Source organism: Streptococcus cristatus (assembly GCF_008369405.1).
GTDB lineage: Bacteria > Bacillota > Bacilli > Lactobacillales > Streptococcaceae > Streptococcus > Streptococcus cristatus_G.
This window is the reverse complement of sequence record NZ_VSJJ01000007.1, coordinates 115402-132780: the sequence shown is the minus strand read 5'-3', so window position 1 is coordinate 132780 and position 17379 is coordinate 115402. Positions and strand designations below refer to the sequence as shown.

The 17379-nt window shown below is 41.6% G+C and carries 14 protein-coding genes, 19 tRNA genes and 2 pseudogenes; 32 read left to right on the top strand and 3 right to left on the bottom strand.

The features are described from left to right. The first annotated feature begins 1 nt into the window (after window position 1). The 25 genes and pseudogenes from FXF62_RS07590 to ldcB all read left to right on the top strand — a co-directional run bounded on the left by FXF62_RS07590 (window position 2) and on the right by ldcB (window position 8590). Window positions 2–59, top strand: a tRNA-Val gene (locus tag FXF62_RS07590). An 11-nt stretch (window positions 60–70) separates the two neighbouring features. Further along, window positions 71–143 (top strand) — tRNA-Asp (locus FXF62_RS07585). Between the two features lie 30 nt (window positions 144–173). Further along, window positions 174–246: transfer RNA gene (locus FXF62_RS07580), tRNA-Lys, on the top strand. 5 nt (window positions 247–251) lie between these two features. Continuing rightward, window positions 252–333: transfer RNA gene (locus FXF62_RS07575), tRNA-Leu, on the top strand. A gap of 15 nt (window positions 334–348) precedes the next feature. Beyond that, window positions 349–421 (top strand) — tRNA-Thr (locus FXF62_RS07570). A gap of 17 nt (window positions 422–438) precedes the next feature. After that, window positions 439–510: transfer RNA gene (locus tag FXF62_RS07565), tRNA-Gly, on the top strand. A gap of 5 nt (window positions 511–515) precedes the next feature. Beyond that, a tRNA-Leu gene (locus FXF62_RS07560) sits at window positions 516–601 on the top strand. A 73-nt stretch (window positions 602–674) separates the two neighbouring features. Continuing rightward, window positions 675–748, top strand: a tRNA-Arg gene (locus FXF62_RS07555). Window positions 749–805: 57 nt separating this feature from the next. Continuing rightward, window positions 806–879: transfer RNA gene (locus FXF62_RS07550), tRNA-Arg, on the top strand. Window positions 880–921: 42 nt separating this feature from the next. After that, window positions 922–995: transfer RNA gene (locus FXF62_RS07545), tRNA-Pro, on the top strand. 5 nt (window positions 996–1000) lie between these two features. Then, window positions 1001–1074, top strand: a tRNA-Met gene (locus FXF62_RS07540). 13 nt (window positions 1075–1087) lie between these two features. Next, window positions 1088–1161: transfer RNA gene (locus tag FXF62_RS07535), tRNA-Ile, on the top strand. 13 nt (window positions 1162–1174) lie between these two features. Then, window positions 1175–1264, top strand: a tRNA-Ser gene (locus tag FXF62_RS07530). Between the two features lie 13 nt (window positions 1265–1277). Then, a tRNA-Met gene (locus tag FXF62_RS07525) sits at window positions 1278–1351 on the top strand. A 3-nt stretch (window positions 1352–1354) separates the two neighbouring features. After that, window positions 1355–1427 (top strand) — tRNA-Phe (locus FXF62_RS07520). Window positions 1428–1443: 16 nt separating this feature from the next. Then, a tRNA-Gly gene (locus FXF62_RS07515) sits at window positions 1444–1514 on the top strand. A 34-nt stretch (window positions 1515–1548) separates the two neighbouring features. Next, window positions 1549–1622: transfer RNA gene (locus FXF62_RS07510), tRNA-Ile, on the top strand. Between the two features lie 9 nt (window positions 1623–1631). Further along, a tRNA-Ser gene (locus tag FXF62_RS07505) sits at window positions 1632–1719 on the top strand. A 169-nt stretch (window positions 1720–1888) separates the two neighbouring features. Then, window positions 1889–2704, top strand: a complete 816-nt coding sequence (mreC, locus tag FXF62_RS07500; protein ID WP_149518271.1) for a rod shape-determining protein MreC — start codon at window positions 1889–1891, stop codon at window positions 2702–2704. A 1-nt stretch (window position 2705) separates the two neighbouring features. After that, window positions 2706–3206 (top strand): rod shape-determining protein MreD, encoded by a 501-nt coding sequence (gene mreD / locus FXF62_RS07495; protein WP_149518270.1) that lies wholly within the window; start codon window positions 2706–2708, stop codon window positions 3204–3206. A gap of 98 nt (window positions 3207–3304) precedes the next feature. After that, window positions 3305–4504, top strand: coding sequence for a peptidoglycan hydrolase PcsB (gene pcsB / locus FXF62_RS07490; protein WP_149518269.1), 1200 nt, complete (start codon window positions 3305–3307; stop codon window positions 4502–4504). Window positions 4505–4584: 80 nt separating this feature from the next. Then, window positions 4585–4643 (top strand) — tRNA-Pro (locus FXF62_RS07485). 282 nt (window positions 4644–4925) lie between these two features. Beyond that, window positions 4926–6056, top strand: a pseudogene (locus tag FXF62_RS07480) (DUF6574 domain-containing protein). Window positions 6057–6074: 18 nt separating this feature from the next. Beyond that, window positions 6075–7798: pseudogene (locus tag FXF62_RS07475) on the top strand (TcaA second domain-containing protein). A gap of 9 nt (window positions 7799–7807) precedes the next feature. Beyond that, the gene (gene ldcB / locus FXF62_RS07470; RefSeq protein ID WP_015605243.1) at window positions 7808–8590 is read left to right on the top strand and encodes an LD-carboxypeptidase LdcB/DacB; all 783 of its coding nucleotides are present in this window, start codon (window positions 7808–7810) and stop codon (window positions 8588–8590) included. Between the two features lie 199 nt (window positions 8591–8789). Here the strand turns inward: ldcB and FXF62_RS07465 are convergent, their stop codons facing one another. Together FXF62_RS07465 and FXF62_RS07460 are read right to left on the bottom strand one after the other, a co-directional pair. Beyond that, on the bottom strand, window positions 8790–9584 hold the full coding sequence (locus tag FXF62_RS07465; protein ID WP_149518268.1) for a peptidylprolyl isomerase: 795 nt from the start codon (window positions 9582–9584) through the stop codon (window positions 8790–8792). Window positions 9585–9639: 55 nt separating this feature from the next. Next, window positions 9640–10059 carry an NUDIX hydrolase gene (locus tag FXF62_RS07460; RefSeq protein WP_149518267.1) on the bottom strand — a complete coding sequence of 140 codons (420 nt, stop codon included), beginning with the start codon at window positions 10057–10059 and terminating at the stop codon, window positions 9640–9642. A 155-nt stretch (window positions 10060–10214) separates the two neighbouring features. On the opposite strand from FXF62_RS07460, the gene FXF62_RS10900 reads away from it, so the two are divergent. From FXF62_RS10900 to gloA2, 4 genes are all read left to right on the top strand, one after another. Further along, on the top strand, window positions 10215–10532 hold the full coding sequence (locus tag FXF62_RS10900; RefSeq protein ID WP_262881611.1) for a hypothetical protein: 318 nt from the start codon (window positions 10215–10217) through the stop codon (window positions 10530–10532). Window positions 10533–10613: 81 nt separating this feature from the next. After that, window positions 10614–10796 carry a PspC domain-containing protein gene (locus tag FXF62_RS07450; RefSeq protein ID WP_015605239.1) on the top strand — a complete coding sequence of 61 codons (183 nt, stop codon included), beginning with the start codon at window positions 10614–10616 and terminating at the stop codon, window positions 10794–10796. A gap of 71 nt (window positions 10797–10867) precedes the next feature. Beyond that, window positions 10868–13165, top strand: coding sequence for a DNA translocase FtsK (locus FXF62_RS07445; protein ID WP_149518266.1), 2298 nt, complete (start codon window positions 10868–10870; stop codon window positions 13163–13165). 105 nt (window positions 13166–13270) lie between these two features. Then, window positions 13271–13657: an SMU1112c/YaeR family gloxylase I-like metalloprotein gene (gene gloA2 / locus FXF62_RS07440; RefSeq protein ID WP_149518265.1), complete on the top strand. Its 387-nt coding sequence runs from the start codon at window positions 13271–13273 to the stop codon at window positions 13655–13657. A gap of 102 nt (window positions 13658–13759) precedes the next feature. Here the strand turns inward: gloA2 and FXF62_RS07435 are convergent, their stop codons facing one another. Further along, window positions 13760–14107: a DUF3397 domain-containing protein gene (locus FXF62_RS07435; protein ID WP_149518264.1), complete on the bottom strand. Its 348-nt coding sequence runs from the start codon at window positions 14105–14107 to the stop codon at window positions 13760–13762. A 150-nt stretch (window positions 14108–14257) separates the two neighbouring features. On the opposite strand from FXF62_RS07435, the gene rplK reads away from it, so the two are divergent. From rplK to FXF62_RS07420, 3 genes are all read left to right on the top strand, one after another. Continuing rightward, the gene (gene rplK, locus FXF62_RS07430) at window positions 14258–14683 is read left to right on the top strand and encodes a 50S ribosomal protein L11 (protein WP_001085809.1); all 426 of its coding nucleotides are present in this window, start codon (window positions 14258–14260) and stop codon (window positions 14681–14683) included. A 100-nt stretch (window positions 14684–14783) separates the two neighbouring features. Further along, on the top strand, window positions 14784–15473 hold the full coding sequence (rplA, locus tag FXF62_RS07425) for a 50S ribosomal protein L1 (protein ID WP_149518263.1): 690 nt from the start codon (window positions 14784–14786) through the stop codon (window positions 15471–15473). A 128-nt stretch (window positions 15474–15601) separates the two neighbouring features. Then, window positions 15602–17050, top strand: coding sequence for an APC family permease (locus FXF62_RS07420; protein WP_149518274.1), 1449 nt, complete (start codon window positions 15602–15604; stop codon window positions 17048–17050). Window positions 17051–17379 lie beyond the last annotated feature (329 nt).

The following is a 17379-nucleotide window of genomic DNA, read 5'->3' as shown; positions in this document are numbered from 1 at the left end:
TAGCTCAGCTGGGAGAGCATCTGCCTTACAAGCAGAGGGTCAGCGGTTCGATCCCGTTAACTCCCATATAGGTCCCGTAGTGTAGCGGTTATCACGTCGCCCTGTCACGGCGAAGATCGCGGGTTCGATTCCCGTCGGGACCGTTGGAATTGTTAGACAGTTTCAAGAAGAAAGACTCGTTAGCTCAGTTGGTAGAGCATTTGACTTTTAATCAAAGGGTCACTGGTTCGAGCCCAGTACGGGTCATAAGCGCGGGTTTGGCGGAATTGGCAGACGCACCAGATTTAGGATCTGGCGCTTTAGGGCGTGGGGGTTCAAGTCCCTTAACCCGCATAGAAATATAAATGAGCCGGCTTAGCTCAGTTGGTAGAGCATCTGATTTGTAATCAGAGGGTCGCGTGTTCAAGTCATGTAGCCGGCATTTTTTTGGATAGAGATGCGAACGTAGTTCAGTGGTAGAACACCACCTTGCCAAGGTGGGGGTCGCGGGTTCGAATCCCGTCGTTCGCTTTGAGGCCGGGGTGGCGGAACTGGCAGACGCACAGGACTTAAAATCCTGCGATTGGTAACGATCGTACCGGTTCGATTCCGGTCCTCGGCATAGCGGATATGCGACAGGNGTAACGATCGTACCGGTTCGATTCCGGTCCTCGGCATAGCGGATATGCGACAGGGCACCCTTAGCTCAACTGGATAGAGTACCTGACTACGAATCAGGCGGTTAGAGGTTCGACTCCTCTAGGGTGCATAAGAAAGTTTTGACTTTTTTATGTGTTTTTGTTATAATTGATTATCGTGATATAGAGCACCCTTAGCTCAACTGGATAGAGTACCTGACTACGAATCAGGCGGTTAGAGGTTCGACTCCTCTAGGGTGCATGAAGGGAAACGAGGTCATATGACTCCGTTTTTACTTATGATCGGGAAGTAGCTCAGCTTGGTAGAGTACTTGGTTTGGGACCAAGGTGTCGCAGGTTCGAATCCTGTCTTCCCGATATTTGGCGGTGTAGCTCAGCTGGCTAGAGCGTCCGGTTCATACCCGGGAGGTCGGGGGTTCGATCCCCTTCGCCGCTATAATGATCTTGTTGGACCTTTAGCTCAGCTGGTTAGAGCTCTCGGCTCATAACCGAGTGGTCGTAGGTTCAAGTCCTACAAGGTCCATATTAAATATCTTGGAGGATTACCCAAGTCCGGCTGAAGGGAACGGTCTTGAAAACCGTCAGGCGTGTAAAAGCGTGCGTGGGTTCGAATCCCACATCCTCCTTAGATTAGAATATCGCGGGATGGAGCAGCTAGGTAGCTCGTCGGGCTCATAACCCGAAGGTCGTAGGTTCAAATCCTGCTCCCGCAATTTGGCTCGGTAGCTCAGTTGGTAGAGCAATGGATTGAAGCTCCATGTGTCGGCGGTTCGATTCCGTCTCGCGCCATACCATTATCTATGATGCGGGTGTAGTTTAGTGGTAAAACTACAGCCTTCCAAGCTGTTGTCGCGAGTTCGATTCTCGTCACCCGCTTTGAACAGAAGTTCATACCAAGTTTTTATAACTTGGGCGCGTAGCTCAGGTGGTTAGAGCGCACGCCTGATAAGCGTGAGGTCGGTGGTTCGAGTCCACTCGTGCCCATTAAATAGTGGAGAATTACTCAAGAGGCTGAAGAGGACGGTTTGCTAAATCGTTAGGTCGGGTAACCGGCGCGGGGGTTCGAATCCCCCATTCTCCGTAAATAAGGGAGTTTAGCATCTGCTATCTCCTTTTCTTGTTTTATTATGTTTTTATTTTCTAAAATTGTTTCTTATTGTTTGTTTAAACTCGTTTTTCTGTGTTGATCTGATTAGATCTAGACTTAGATAATCAGTTTTTTTAGGGATTTGCTGATTTCGGAGATTGGAATGAATAAATTAAAGATGTCTAAATTTTTGATTTCTATTTTGCTATTGGGAATTGTCATGGTGAGCTTGATACTTTCTCCTCTTTCATCATGGGTCGTTTCTGTAACTGGTGATTTTTTGTCCAGTGTTGATCGGGTGGTGGCTATTCCTTTTAATTTTATAGCTAACGAGAAGAAAAAGGTAGTTCATTTAATAGATACCTACCAAGAAAATGAGATGTTAAAAGGAACGATTTACAATCTTGAAGAGAAAGCAAATGTTTCTGATGCCCTGAAATTGGAAAATGAGCAGTTGCGTTCTCTCTTAGAGTTACGTAATAATGATCAAAGTGCTGTCAAGATTACTGCAGAAGTTATCTCTCGCTCTCCATCTACTTGGAAGAATGAATTAACTCTTGATAAGGGACAGTCAAGCGATGTGACAACCTCCATGTTGGCTATTTCTAATGGTGGTTTGATCGGAGCGGTTACTAGTGTCTCTGAATCTTCAAGTATTGTTAGTCTGCTTACAAATGAAAAGAATGATAGTTCTATTGCCATTAAAATTCAGACAAAGACTGGCTTTGCCTATGGCATCATTGTTGGTTTTGACACTGAAAAGTCAGCTTTTATCGTCAGCCAGTTAAATACAGTGGATGGAATTGAAGAAGGAGCAACTGTTACGACAAGTGGTCTAGGCACTTATAATGCCGAGAATGTCTTGGTTGGTCATGTTTTATCAATATCAGCTGGTAAGGACCAATTAAACAAGGAAGTTTTGGTGAAGCCTGCTGCGGATTTGTCTGATATTCAAGCGGTTCTGTTGGTGAGAAATTAGTATGAAAATTCTAAGAGGAACTTTTTTTACAGCTTTGTTTCTATTTCTGATCTTCTTCATTGATGGTCAATTATCAAGAGGTCTTGTAGATCTTTTTGCTGAGAAGTGGCATCCGGCAAGTCATATTTTATTGTTTTTTACGGTTTTCTTGTTTTTAAACTTTTCAAAGGAATATATTTTTTTCCTCTTCTTTACTCTAGGCCTTTTTTACGATGTTTATTATCTACATGTGATTGGGCTTTTCACCTTTATCTTGCCTCTACTGACAGTTGCCATCTATCATTTTCTTTCTGTATTTTTGCTAAATCGCTGGACACGTGTTTTGGCCATCATTACGATTGTCTTCTTTTTTGAAATGATCAGCTTTGTTTCTGCATCATTCTTACACCTAGCGAGCTTTACATTTCCTGATTTTATCATCTATGCTTTGGTGCCAACTTTAGTATTTAATGCCTTTCTTTTCCTATTGTTACAGCCTTTGTTTGAAAAAGTCTATTTATGATGAATTAGAAATAGAAATGTAACGAATGCGTAATATATAGCCAGAATTTTTTTGATATACTATATAATGTCTTAGTAAGAAGGAGTGTTAATATTTTTATGAAGAAAAAGCTACTTACATCAGTTTTATTGAGTGCAGTGATCCTTTCTCAAGGTGCTGCGCTAGTGAGTGTTAAGGCTGATAGTACAGATGATAAAATTGCAGCTCAAAATAGTAAAATTGACAGTTTAACAAATCAACAAAAAGCGGCACAAGCACAAGTTGATGAAATTCAAAAACAAGTTTCAGCTATTCAAAATCAACAAGAAGAGCTTCAAGCAGAAAATGAAAAATTGAATGCTGAATCTGCGAAACTTACTGCTGAAATTGAAGAGTTATCAAAGAATATTGTTGCTCGTAATGAGTCTCTTGCAAATCAAGCACGTAGTGCTCAAACAAATGGTACGGCAACAAGCTATATCAACACAATCATCAACTCTGCTTCCATCACTGAAGCTATCTCTCGTGTAGCAGCGATGAGCGAAATCGTTTCGGCTAACAACAAAATGCTGGAACAACAAAAAGAAGATAAAGAAAAGATTGCTGAAAAACAAGTTGCTAACAATGAAGCTATCAATACAGTCATTGCAAACCAACAAAAACTTGCAGACGATGCTCAAACGTTGACAACTAAGCAGGCTGAACTCAAGGTTGCTCAACTGAACCTTGAAGCTGAAAAAGCAACTGCTGAAAATGAGAAAAATAGTCTCTTAGAACAAAAAGCAGCAGCTGAAAAAGCGGCGGCTGAGGCAGCAGCGGCAGAAGCAGCATATAAGAATCAGCAACAAGCGCAACAACAAGCGATCCTTGCTTCAGGAAATACAAGCTTCGCAGCACAAGTTCAAGCTGTAAATAATACAGGTGGAACCCCTGCAGCAGAAGCAGCAGTTGCCACATCAGGAGTTGTCGCAACTCCATCATATAGCCTTTCAGCATCAACTTATCCTGTAGGTCAATGTACTTGGGGTGCTAAGACTTTGGCACCATGGGCTGGCGACTACTGGGGTAATGGTGGGCAATGGGCAGCTAGTGCAGCAGCAGCAGGCTTCCGTACAGGATCACAACCACAAGTTGGAGCGATCGCATGTTGGAACGACGGTGGCTACGGACACGTTGCAGTTGTAACAGCAGTGCAATCTGCTAACAACATTCAAGTATCAGAAGCAAACTATGCTGGTAACCAATCAATCGGTAATCACCGTGGATGGTTTGACCCAACAAATGCACAAGGATACGTAACATACATCTATCCAAACTAATGAAATATGAAGGAGGCTGGGACAAAAGTCCTAGCCTCTTAATTGTCTTTGGATTGTTGAGCAAGACGCAGTGATTGANTAGCTCAGCTTGGTAGAGTACTTGGTTTGGGACCAAGGTGTCGCAGGTTCGAATCCTGTCTTCCCGATATGCTAATTCATAAAAGACAACGGCTATATGCTGTTGTTTTTTATATTTTATGGGTTCTGGTTTTTTGCTTTTCTATAATGTCTCTATAATTTATAAGTTTTCGTAAATTAGATAGTATCCATATAGGATGTGGTCCTTTTGCTTTTTGATTAAAGTATTTGGCTTACTTCATATTTTTTGGTGTTTATGCGTGCCTATTGCCTTGATTGAATTTTTACCTGATTTTTTGTATACTAATATGAGGATAATCATTTATTGATGGGAGATTTTTATATGTTAAAGCAAGATTGGCTCGAATATTTTGAAGCTGTGAATGGTCGTTCAGCAACGGATACAGAAATTGCTCAAGCTTTGCTAGCTGGTGAATTTATTGAACCTGAGGTGACAAGTACGAACCAAGTTGGAAGTGAAACTGGCTCAATCATATCAGACTCTGTTCCAGTACAAGGAGGAGCTTCAAACGGTGAATATTATTCTCAGCCGCAAAATAATTTTCAGGAACAGAATGGGCAAGCATTGTTCACTCAGACAACTGGACAGCAATATCAAGAGCTTCCTCAGCAACAGCAAAACCTAAATCAATTTGCTAATCAAGCACAATCATTTGCTCAACAGGGATATCCTTATCAACAGCCAAATGGTGGGCAACCTAACCAGTTTATTGCTCAGCCTCAATCTTCTGGTCCGCAAGGCTTCAATCAGCAAGCTTATCAAAATAATCCGCAAGGCCAGTTCAATGCGCAGAATTTCCAGCAAGGTCCACAGGCCTACTATAGTCAGCAACAGCCTGTGCAACCAAGTGAATTTTCTTAAATAATGAAAGGCTTCTGGGCTTGGCTTGTTTCTGCTTGGAAGTCGCCTACTTCAGAAGTTGAAAGTAGTAAATTAAATGGCTATCTTTCTCTAGGCTTGACTGTTTTCTTTGCAGCTATTGTGGTGAATTATAACTTTTATAATATTATTCATTCGGTCAGTTTTGGCTTCTACAGTGGTCCGACTTTTGATTTTAGACTTTTCTTGGTCTCACTGATAGCGGCAGCCCTCGTTCTTTTCTCCATTATTTTAGGAGGTTTTGCTGTAAAACGCATGGTTTATAAGGATGGAAGCTTTAGCTTTAATAAGGCATTTGATTGGTATGGCCGACTCTATGCTATTGTACTTCCTTTTGTAGCTCTTTCTGCTTTATTTAGTTTGCTAGGCATTATGTCTGTATCACTCTTTCTAGCATGGCTTGCCTTGGTGTTAATTGGGGTCGGAGCAACCTTTGCTTTGATTTATTCAAAATCTAGCACGTCAATGGATCCTTTTTATAAATATTTACTGGCAATTGTTGTCAATGGTGTGATTACATTTATCTTTACTTTCATCGCTTTCTCATTGCTGATGAGTCTTATGATGATGTAAGGTTTTAGGAGGTGATTTATGACAACGAAAGAAAAGTGGGTTGACCTTTTTGAGCAGGTTATTGGTAGAAAGCCAACCGCAGATGAATTTTTAGAAGGAAAACGTTCTGATTTTGATCCCAGAAAGATTATTTCTATTGCGGCTCCAGCAGGCCAGAGTAACGATGGTGTAGCTGAAGAGAAGCAAAGCTCGATGAACCAGGAACAAAATTTGGGGCAAGAGGAGCCAGCCCTAGAGTTTTTCAAAGAAGAATCTGCTGTGGATTCTCCTAAAGAAGAAAAGCAAGAGATTTCAGAGCCTGATCAATACCAAGAGCAACGGGAAAATTGGTTGCAAGCTTTCGAGACGAATATTGGCAGAAAGCCGACTAAAGATGAATTTTTAGAAGCACGAAATCAAGGTTTTCTTAATCTGCCTATCCGATCTGAATTATTGGATTCGGAATTGTCACAGAAAGCAATAAAAAAGCAGAAAAAAGAATGTCAAAGAAGAAAATCATGCTGATTGCTTTTCCTCTTATTTTGCTTTCTGTTTTGGTGGCAGCCTTTCTATATCTGAGCTCCGTGACAGGTGTTAAAGTTGTTACGGATGATTTCGCAAAAGCAGTTACTAAAAAGGATTATGATGGAATTGCAAACCTTCTCTCTACGAATTCAGATAGGTGGACACGCGCAGACGCGAGGGCTTTAGTCGAACACTTAGAAAGTCAAGAAATCAATATTGAGACCGAGTTGGATAATATTGCTAAATCAAAGGGAAAATCAGCTTATATTGATGACAATCAGAATAAACTTTTAGGTGTGACTGAAAAGAGCAAGAAATTTGGAATTTTCCAGGAATATCAAATAGTGGCTTATCCAGTAGAGGTGAAGGTTAACACGAACTTAGACAATGCGAGCATCAAAGCAGGAGATAAGAAAAGCCTTCCTTTGAGTAAGAATGCTGAAACGAATATTGGCAAATATCATTTTATCAAGCAGGAATTCACCCTTAAAGGTAAGACGGAAGTTGGGGAAATTGAGAGTAAGATACAGCTTGATTTAGCAACTGCTAAGAATAATGAAATTAAATTGGATCTTAAGTCTGAAAAGAAACGATTGAAGATTACTATGCCAGCAGAAGCTTCAAATGCAACGGACCTTAAAATTGTTGTAAATGGCAAGGAAATTGGTAGTAGTTTGGAAACAGATATTCAAGTTGTACCACATCAAGAACTGGAAGTTTATGCTAAGTTTGTTGTTGCTGGTAGCACTTTTGTAACCAACAAGGAAAGTATTGTTGTCAAAGGAGACACGCTTGATCTTGTATTATCTTTACCAAAAGAAGTGACAGATAAGATCAAAGAAAAGGATGAAGAAACTAAAAAGCTAGAAGCTAACAAGGCAAAAATCACTAATTTTCTTAGCGAATATCGCACGGCTGTTTTCAGATCGGTCTCTAATCGTTCTAATTATTATGCTCAATATTATGATACTTCTAGTCCAGCATACAAAGAGATGGTTGAGTGGACTACAGGTGGCGGTGTCAAGAAGGCGAAAATTGATTATTACGATCCAGGAGCTTTGGATATCCGTGAAGTGAGAGAGGAGAACGGCTCCTATATTGTGACGACTTATGAAGACTATACAGTTCACTATATTGATAGTACTCCAAATAGTGTCAATCGAAAAAATAAAACTTACTATTTGAAGCCGACCGGAAATTCCTTTGCAATCTATAATATTGAAGTTTCAGAAAGTTAGTGGAATACAATGAAATATAATAAACTTATTTTTCTAGCAATGGCAGTCTTGGTTTTAAGTGCTTGCTCAGCAGCCAAAGACAAGACTGAAAGTAGTACAAACAAGCAGGCAAGTAGCTCAAAGGTATCTGTTGAAAAAAAGGAGGCTGAAAAAGACCGGTCATCTAGCCAAGATACAAGGAGTGAATCGGATAGTGCGGAGTCTAAGAAGGAGCAAAAGCAGGACGTAACTGTCGATAAAAATGTTTCTTACAACGGAAGCTATTATAGCGTTCAAGGGAAATATGACGAAATAGTCATCGCCAATAAACACTATCCATTATCAGCTGATTACAATCCAGGTGAGGATCCGACTGCTAAAGCAGAACTACTTAAGTTAATCGCAGATATGCAGTCCAAAGGTTATCCTATCAGCAACCAATATAGCGGCTTTCGTAGCTATCAAACTCAGGTCGGCCTTTATCAAAGTTATGTGAATCGAGATGGACAAGCTGCGGCTGATCGTTATTCGGCAAGACCGGGCTACAGCGAGCACCAAACTGGTTTAGCGTTTGATTTAATTGATAGTAGCGGCAATCTGGTTGAAGAAGCTGGGGCTAGTCAGTGGCTCTTGGACAATGCCTATAAATATGGTTTTGTAGTACGCTATCCTGTTGGCAAGGAGGCTTCTACTGGCTATGTGCCTGAAAGTTGGCATCTACGCTATGTAGGAAAAGAGGCCAAGGAAATTTCCGAATCTGGTCTCACACTGGAAGAGTATTATCATTTTACAGGTGGTAATTATGTCCAGTAAAATCTAATTGCAGACTCAGCATCTACTTTATTCTCAAAAGTTAGAAGCTATATACTTCACTTTAAAAGTGGAGTTGAGCTGCTGGATAATTAGAAAAATGCATAGTAAAACCAGTCCTCGTTTTTGGGGACTGGTTGTTTGTTTTGTTGCTATTAAGGCATAACTCATAAGATGACCAAAGCTTTACTTGACTCTGGTTCTATTCTTTTATAATTTCAATCTTTTCGATTTTAATATCTGTTTTGGGCTTGTCTTTATCGCCAGTTTCTGTGGCAGCGATTTTATCTACTACGTCCATGCCTTCAATGACTTGACCAAAGACAGTATAACCGCCGTCAAGACTTGGATTTCCGCCGTTTTTGTAAGCTTCAATGATTTTAGCTGGGAAGGTGTCGGTCGGTAATTGTTTGGATAAGTCTTTCTTGCTTTGGTTGATGAAAAATTGACTGCCGTTGGTGTCTTTTCCAGCATTGGCCATGGCTAATGCACCGCGCAAGTTGTAGAGGTAAGGGGAATATTCATTCTTGAAGCCATTTCCTGAGTCGATAGACTTATTTTTGCCTTTCCAGATGGATTCGCCGCCCGTGCCATTTCCTTTAGGATCTCCTGTCTGAATCATGAAATCATTGATAACGCGGTGGAAAATCACACCGTCATAATAGCCTTCTTTTGCATGTGTCAGAAAATTTTCGACAGCTAAAGGAGCGTATTTAGGAAACAGCTTGAGGCGAATGTCTCCTTGTGTTGTGATAATCTTGACTTCAGCCTCATCTTCAGCAACTTCTGTAGATAGTTGTGGGAAGTTGGCATTCTCATTGGTCATGGCATCCTTGTATTGCTCACGGAGCTTCTGAATTTCAGCTGTCTCAGAGCTGGTATCGGTAGCAGAAGACTGCTTAGGAGCACTGGAGGACTTGGTAGTAGCATCTTCTTTAGCGGAGCAGCCTGCTAGAACAAGTGCGGATAAAAGACTAAAAAGAATGATTTTTTTCATAAGGAACCTTTCTGAGCATAAGTTTATGAACTATTGCTATTTTACTATAAGTGCTTTAGTTTTTCAAACTTTCCTGCGTCAGAAATTCCAAGAGCAGGGATTTGAGGCTTTCTGGGCGCAGATTGTGGCTGTAAATATCCTGCAAGCTAAGCCATTTGGGCTGGTAAATATTTTGGGGACTGCTGCGCTGTGCCTCCTCGCCTTGTATGAGTGGAGTCTCGACCGTACATAGTTCAGCGTAAAAATAATGCTCCTCCTTGCCCTGATTGTTCAGGGAAAAAGCTGTGTGTAGCTGGTCAGCAGAAAAACTAAGATTGACTTCTTCTTTTATTTCCCGTAAGGCGGCTGCTAGAGGTCCTTCTCCCAGTTCGATAGTCCCACCTGGAATCACGAAATACTCTTGTCCATTCTTCCAGCGGTGAATCAGCAAAACCTTATCCAAGAAAGGATTGTAGATAATCACGCCTGCTCGCATACTATTCTCCTTTCCGCTGTTTTCTTCTAAATAGTCTAGCAAAAATAGCTAAAGATTACCAATCTGAGCTATAAAAACATTTTCTTGAAATTTCTGCATACGAGAAAAAAATATTTATGATAGATTGAAAGTGATACATCAGAAATGGAACGTTTATGCCTAGAGATTTGAAGGAAGCTATGTTGTTCATCTGGTTTTATAACGGCTTTTTTAGTAGAGCTATTGGTCAAAGAACTGGCCGTTCGTTTTTTGAAAGACTATCACAAGCGCTGGCAAAAGATTGGGGTGCATCCTTGTTAGTGGAACGTTATTTGGGAGCTTGGGGAACAAATTTTGTAATGGCGGTTTCCCTTAACTTTCTCTTGCTTGGTCCGTTCTCGCGTTGTATACTAGGGTGTATCCAGAAACTTTTCTCGATTGAAGAAAGGATCGGAAATTTTGAAGACGATAGTGAAGTTCCGACAATTATTTGAGGAAAAATTATGGTAAAATAAGATAAGAATCATTGGTTTCGTTTGATAAAAATTTGTCGTTCGTTTGAAGGGGGCTTGATTATGGCAAGACGTTTAACAAGAAGTGCTGACGATAAAATCATTGCGGGAGTTTGCTCAGGCCTAGCTCGGTATTTTAATATAGATCCGGTTATCATCCGTGTCTTCTGGGGAGTTTCCTTTTTTGCTTATGGGATTGGACTTCTTCCCTACCTCATTTTCTGGTTAATTTTGCCAGAAGAATAAAGCAGAAACTAGTTGCAAAAGGCAGCTAGTTTTCTCTTTAGAAGATCTTAAAATATGGTATAATGAAAGTTATGGCAAATAAGAAAAATACAAAAAATGGTCGGACTACGAGACGGCCGACAAAAGCGGAATTAGAAAGACAGAAAGCGATTCGACGGATGATAATCACCTTTGTTTTGGCTATTGCTTTGTTGTTTGCTGCTTTGAAGCTGGGGGCTTTTGGAGTCACCATTTATAATTTAATTCGGGTTTTGGTAGGGAGTCTGGCTTATGTGGCGATTCTAGCTGCCTTGTTTTATCTCTTTTTCTTTAAGTGGCTGCACAAACATGAGGGGAAGATTTCGGGCTTTATCAGCTTTTTCTTAGGACTAAGCTTAATCTTTCAAGCCTATTTTGTTCATGTTTTGCATTTGAAAGGGCAGGTTTTATCCACAACGCTTACGCGAGTCTTGACAGATTTGATGGCCTTTAAAGTGACCTCATTTGCTGGTGGGGGGCTGATTGGGGCGGCTCTTTATGCTCCGATTTCTTTTCTCTTTTCAAATATCGGCTCTTATTTTATTGGTCTGCTCCTGATTTTGCTAGGGGCTCTGCTCATGAGTCCATGGTCGCTTTATGATCTTGCTGAGAAATTTAGTGTGGCTTTCCAAAACTGGAGGGAAAAAGAGGAAGAAAAACGTCAGCTTCGTTTTCTTGAGCAGGAGGAGAAAGCTGCACAGGCAGCTATGCAAGCCATTGAGGTAGAGCAGGCAGGAGCTGAAGTGGATCCTGAAACGGGAGAGATTCTAGATGCCGAGGACTTGTCCTATTCGCCTATGGACTTTGACGAGGCGGACTATGCTGAAGAGGGAGACTATGATCCTCATGAGCCGCTAGATTTTGGCCGAGACGAGGAAATAGAAGAAGCAGAGGCGGACGTAGAGGTAGATTTTACGACCAAAGAAAGTCTAGACTATAAATTACCGACCATCAATCTCTTTGCGCCTGATAAACCCAAAAATCAGTCCAAAGAAAAGTGGATTGTCCGAGAAAACATCAAGATTTTGGAAGAAACATTTGCTAGCTTTGGGATTAAGGTTACTGTTGAGCGGGCTGAAATCGGGCCTTCTGTCACCAAGTACGAGGTTAAGCCAGCTGTCGGCGTTCGGGTCAATCGGATCTCTAATCTGGCGGATGACTTGGCTCTTGCTCTAGCTGCTAAGGATGTACGGATTGAAGCGCCGATTCCTGGAAAATCCCTAGTCGGGATCGAAGTACCCAACTCTGAAATTGCGACTGTGACCTTCCGAGAACTCTGGGAACAGTCGAAGACGGATGCTAGCAAGCTCCTAGAAATTCCTCTTGGTAAGGCTGTCAACGGCTCTGTTCGCTCCTTTGACTTGGCTAAGATGCCCCATCTCTTGGTAGCGGGCTCTACTGGCTCTGGTAAATCTGTGGCCGTCAATGGTATTATCGCTAGTATTCTCATGAAGGCCAGACCAGATGAAGTTAAGTTTATGATGGTGGACCCTAAGATGGTGGAGCTATCTGTTTATAACGACATTCCCCACTTGCTCATCCCTGTCGTGACCAATCCTCGCAAGGCCAGCCGCGCCCTGCAGAAGGTCGTAGACGAGATGGAAAACCGCTATGAACTCTTCTCTAAGGTTGGTGCTCGTAATATTGCTGGCTACAATGCTAAAGTAGCCGAGTACAATGCTCAGTCAGAATACAAGCAGGTTCCCCTGCCTTTAATCGTCGTCATTGTGGACGAGCTGGCTGACCTTATGATGGTGGCCAGCAAGGAAGTGGAAGACGCCATTATTCGTCTGGGACAAAAAGCGCGTGCGGCTGGAATTCACATGATTCTGGCTACCCAGCGGCCATCTGTAGATGTTATCTCGGGTCTGATCAAGGCCAATGTACCCTCTCGGATTGCCTTTGCTGTGTCTAGCGGAACAGACAGTCGGACTATTCTAGATGAAAATGGAGCAGAAAAACTCTTGGGTCGAGGAGACATGCTCTTTAAGCCGATTGATGAAAACCATCCAGTTCGTCTGCAGGGTTCCTTTATCTCAGATGAAGATGTGGAGCGTATCGTAGCCTTTGTCAAGAACCAAGCTGAAGCTGACTATGACGATAGCTTTGATCCTGGCGAAGTATCTAAAAACGATATGGAGTCTGGCGGAGGCGACGATGAAGGCGATCCCCTCTTTGAGGAAGCTAAGGCCTTGGTCATTGAGACTCAGAAAGCCAGCGCGTCTATGATCCAGCGGCGACTCTCGGTCGGCTTTAATCGGGCTACTCGCCTCATGGAAGAACTGGAAGCAGCAGGTGTTATCGGACCAGCAGAGGGGACCAAGCCGAGAAAAGTTTTGCAGACTAATTAATCTTTATTTTCACTAGTTTGCTAGCAAGATAATTATTTGATGAAAACAAATCTGCCAGCAGTTTGCCGCCAGATTTTCTCTACTAAAGAATGAAAGGAAAAAGTTATGAAACTAGATAGCATTCACCATATTGCGATTATTGGCCATGATTATGCCAAAACTAAGACCTTTTATGTGGACAAGTTGGGTTTTGACATGCTGGATGAGCACCATCGACCCGACAAGCAGGACATTCTCTTTAATGTCCACAAGGGAAATCTGACGCTGGAAATTTTCATCAAGGAAGAGGCTCCCAAGCGGCCAGCCTTGCCAGCTCCAGAGCATACCGGATTGCGGCATCTGGCTTTCCGAGTGACAGATGTTGAAGAAACGCTAGCGGAATTTGACCGTTTGGAGATTCCCCATACCGAGCTGCGTTATGACGACTTTGATGGCCGTAAGATGGCTTTCTTCTTTGATCCCGATGGCCTGCCTATGGAGATTCATGAATAAGACTAAGGGAATCGGAGGGACTTCGTTTCTCAGCAGAAGAATAAGTCATAAGATTCATATATGAAAACCCATCGGTTATGACCGATGGGTTGTGTTTTACATTTATAAAAAGAGAGCGATGACCATAGCTAGGTACATAAAGAAGGTCAAGATAAAACCAGCCCGCCAGAAGAATTTAAAGAACTTGGGATAGTAGAAAGTCCGCTTTTTCCTGAGAAAATAGGCTGTGATAGCGATAGCCAGGCCAGACAAGACGAATAATAGGTGGGGTAAAAGACTATGGTAGAAGGCTTTGTCTGAAATGATATACAACTCTATAGCAAAAAAAGGGAAAGCCAAATCTGCAAAATTCAAGCCAAATTTTCTTAGCCTGAAGACCTTCACCGCGATAATCGATAAGATAAGTGTTAAAAAGATAAATAATACAGAAGCAATTTTTAATAATATCATACAACCATTTTACCATAAAAATGAGAAAAGACGAGAATTTTTTCTTGCATTTTAGAAAGATTAGTGTATAATAGAAAAGTATGCAAAAAGCATACTTGTGGGAGGTAAAAATCTCTAATTACCGCCAAAACCACAAAGGAGGATTTAAAAATGGCTAAAAAAGTCGAAAAACTTGTAAAATTGCAAATCCCTGCTGGTAAAGCTACACCAGCTCCACCGGTTGGTCCTGCGCTTGGTCAAGCCGGTATCAACATCATGGGATTCACTAAAGAGTTCAACGCTCGTACAGCTGATCAAGCTGGTATGATCATCCCAGTTGTTATCTCTGTATATGAAGATAAATCATTTACCTTCGTAACCAAAACTCCACCAGCTGCAGTTCTTTTGAAGAAAGCTGCCGGTGTTGAAAAGGGATCAGGTACACCAAACAAAACAAAAGTAGCAACAGTTACTCGTGCGCAAGTGCAAGAAATTGCTGAAACTAAGATGCCAGATTTGAACGCTGCAAACGTAGAGTCTGCAATGCGTATGATTGAAGGTACTGCTCGTTCTATGGGATTCACTGTTGTTGACTAATCAATAACTTATTCCCATTTGCCCGCATTACACTTGATCAGATTGACGAGTGACGTGGGAGATGAAAATCGATTGAACCACTTACAAGGAGAAAGATAAAATGGCTAAAAAAAGCAAACAACTTCGTGCTGCTCTTGAGAAAATCGACAGCACAAAAGCGTACAGCGTAGAAGAAGCTGTAGCACTTGCAAAAGAAACTAACTTTGCAAAATTCGACGCAACTGTAGAAGTTGCTTACAACTTGAATATCGACGTTAAAAAAGCTGACCAACAAATCCGTGGCGCAATGGTATTGCCACACGGTACTGGTAAAACTTCACGCGTTCTTGTTTTCGCACGTGGTGCTAAAGCTGAAGAAGCAAAAGCTGCTGGTGCAGACTTCGTTGGTGAAGATGACCTTGTTGCTAAAATCAACGATGGTTGGTTGGACTTCGACGTAGTTATCGCTACACCTGACATGATGGCTCTTGTAGGTCGCCTTGGACGTGTCCTTGGACCTCGTAACTTGATGCCAAACCCTAAAACTGGTACTGTAACAATGGACGTTGCAAAAGCAGTTGAAGAGTCTAAAGGTGGTAAGATTACTTACCGTGCAGACCGTGCAGGTAACGTACAAGCTATCATTGGTAAAGTTTCATTTGATGCTGAAAAATTGGTTGAAAACTTCAAAGCATTCAATGATACCATCCAAAAAGCAAAACCAGCTACTGCTAAAGGTACTTATGTAACTAACTTGACTATCACTACTACACAAGGTGTTGGTATCAAGGTTGATGTGAACTCACTTTAAGAATAGAATTTGAGCTACCTACGGGTAGCTCTTTTTTTGGACAAAATATGCTGAAGACGGTTACAAAAATATAAAAACATGGTATAATTTTATGTAGCTATTTATTTTATATTCAAAGGAGATGAATGATGAAAAAAGATCAGAACCAGCTGACTTGGCTGATGGTGTCCCTGATTGCCTTTAATATGGTTTGGGGTCTGGGAAATGTGGTCAACAACTACTCCCAACAAGGGATTTCGGTCGTTGTTTCTTGGATTCTTATCTTGGCCATTTACTTTATTCCTTATGCCCTCATCGTGGGGCAGCTAGGCTCGACTTTCAAGGAAAGCGGAGGTGGTGTCAGCGACTGGGTGGAGAAGACTTCTACCAAGCGCTTGGCTTATTTTGCGGCTTGGACTTACTGGGTGGTGCATATTCCCTACTTGGCTCAAAAGCCACAGGGAGTTCTGATTCCTTTAGGATGGGCTATCCAAGGAAATGGCAATTTTTTGAGCAGTCTTGATATTCACTGGATTGTTATTCTTAGCTTGCTAATTTTCGGCGCCTTCCTCTACTTGTCTACCAAGGGGCTGTCCACACTTAAAGTGATTGGGGGCTTGGCTGGAAGTGCCATGTTGATTATGTCCTTCCTCTTTGTTCTCTTAGCGGTCGGTGCGCCTTTTATAGAGCCGGATATGCAGTTTGCTACGGCTAATATGGACAAGCTCAGCACTTATATTCCTAATTTTGATTTTTCATACTTTACAACTATCTCACTTTTGGTCTTTGCGGTCGGTGGGGCTGAGAAAATCTCGCCTTACGTTAACCAAACCCGCAATCCAGCTAAGGAATTTCCAAAGGGCATGATTGTCATGGCTATCATGGTTGGTGCCTCTGCTATCCTAGGCTCTCTGGCTATGGGTATGCTCTTTGACGGTAGCAATATTCCTGAAGATTTGATGCGCAACGGTGCTTATCAAGCTTTCCAAATGCTGGGTAACTACTGGGGTGTAGGTAATGTACTGGTAGTCATCTATGCCCTGACTAATATGGTCGGACAGATTGCGGCCTTGGCCTTCTCAATTGACGCGCCTCTACAAATCTTGCTCAATAATGCAGACGAAGAATTTGTTCCAAGCTGGCTACGCAAACGGACATCAAAAGGTGTACTGATTAACGGTTATATCCTGACAGGGATTTTGGTAAGTTTCTTGATTGTCCTACCAATCTTTGGAATCAAGGAAATTGATGGTCTGGTTAAATGGATGACTAATCTTAACTCCATCGTTATGCCGATGCGTTATCTTTGGGTATTTGTAGCTTATATGTTGCTCAATAAAGCTTGGAAGAAATACAAGGATGCGGAATACAAACTTACTAAAAATCCAAAATTTGGCTTTATCATCGGAGCTTGGTGCTTCTTTTTCACAGCTTTTGCTTGTATTTTAGGGATGGTTCCCAAAGTAGACTATGCGGTTGATCCAGCTGGTTGGCGCTTCTCTCTGATGACAAATATCTTGACACCGATTGTCTTGATTAGTTTAGGCGTCATCTTACCTCTCTTGGCTAAACGGGAGAAGAGACAGTCACTTAAATAGTGGTGACAACCGCCTATATCGCTAAATTGATAAATTTTTCAGTCCTATCTTATGATAGGGCTATTTTTAGGAAAAAAATTCCTTTCACAGGAAATAAAAATGATAAGACAAGTATTTTTATAGTTGGGTTTTATCGCAGTTCATGCGGAAACTATCTAGTTTGGAATGTCCTCTATCAGAGGTCAGGTTGGACCATTATTTTTTGACTGATCAGCTTTTGCTTCCAAGCTGATACTACAATTTTTCTCAAGAAAATATCCTTCTCCTTTTGTGAAATATCCATAATTGTGGTAAAATAAGTGGAATAAATATTATTAAAAACGAAGAGG

Excerpts from the sequence above, each read along its gene's own strand:
- ldcB (WP_015605243.1), top strand. The coding sequence starts at position 7,808 with ATGAAATATAATAAACTTATTTTTCTAGCAATGGCAGTCTTGGTTTTA.
- gloA2 (WP_149518265.1), top strand. The coding sequence starts at position 13,271 with ATGAAACTAGATAGCATTCACCATATTGCGATTATTGGCCATGATTAT.
- mreD (WP_149518270.1), top strand. The coding sequence starts at position 2,706 with ATGAAAATTCTAAGAGGAACTTTTTTTACAGCTTTGTTTCTATTTCTG.
- FXF62_RS07435 (WP_149518264.1), bottom strand. The coding sequence starts at position 14,107 with ATGATATTATTAAAAATTGCTTCTGTATTATTTATCTTTTTAACACTT.
- FXF62_RS07445 (WP_149518266.1), top strand. The coding sequence starts at position 10,868 with ATGGCAAATAAGAAAAATACAAAAAATGGTCGGACTACGAGACGGCCG.
- FXF62_RS07450 (WP_015605239.1), top strand. The coding sequence starts at position 10,614 with ATGGCAAGACGTTTAACAAGAAGTGCTGACGATAAAATCATTGCGGGA.
- FXF62_RS07420 (WP_149518274.1), top strand. The coding sequence starts at position 15,602 with ATGAAAAAAGATCAGAACCAGCTGACTTGGCTGATGGTGTCCCTGATT.
- FXF62_RS07465 (WP_149518268.1), bottom strand. The coding sequence starts at position 9,584 with ATGAAAAAAATCATTCTTTTTAGTCTTTTATCCGCACTTGTTCTAGCA.
- rplA (WP_149518263.1), top strand. The coding sequence starts at position 14,784 with ATGGCTAAAAAAAGCAAACAACTTCGTGCTGCTCTTGAGAAAATCGAC.
- FXF62_RS10900 (WP_262881611.1), top strand. The coding sequence starts at position 10,215 with ATGCCTAGAGATTTGAAGGAAGCTATGTTGTTCATCTGGTTTTATAAC.
- pcsB (WP_149518269.1), top strand. The coding sequence starts at position 3,305 with ATGAAGAAAAAGCTACTTACATCAGTTTTATTGAGTGCAGTGATCCTT.
- FXF62_RS07460 (WP_149518267.1), bottom strand. The coding sequence starts at position 10,059 with ATGCGAGCAGGCGTGATTATCTACAATCCTTTCTTGGATAAGGTTTTG.
- mreC (WP_149518271.1), top strand. The coding sequence starts at position 1,889 with ATGAATAAATTAAAGATGTCTAAATTTTTGATTTCTATTTTGCTATTG.
- rplK (WP_001085809.1), top strand. The coding sequence starts at position 14,258 with ATGGCTAAAAAAGTCGAAAAACTTGTAAAATTGCAAATCCCTGCTGGT.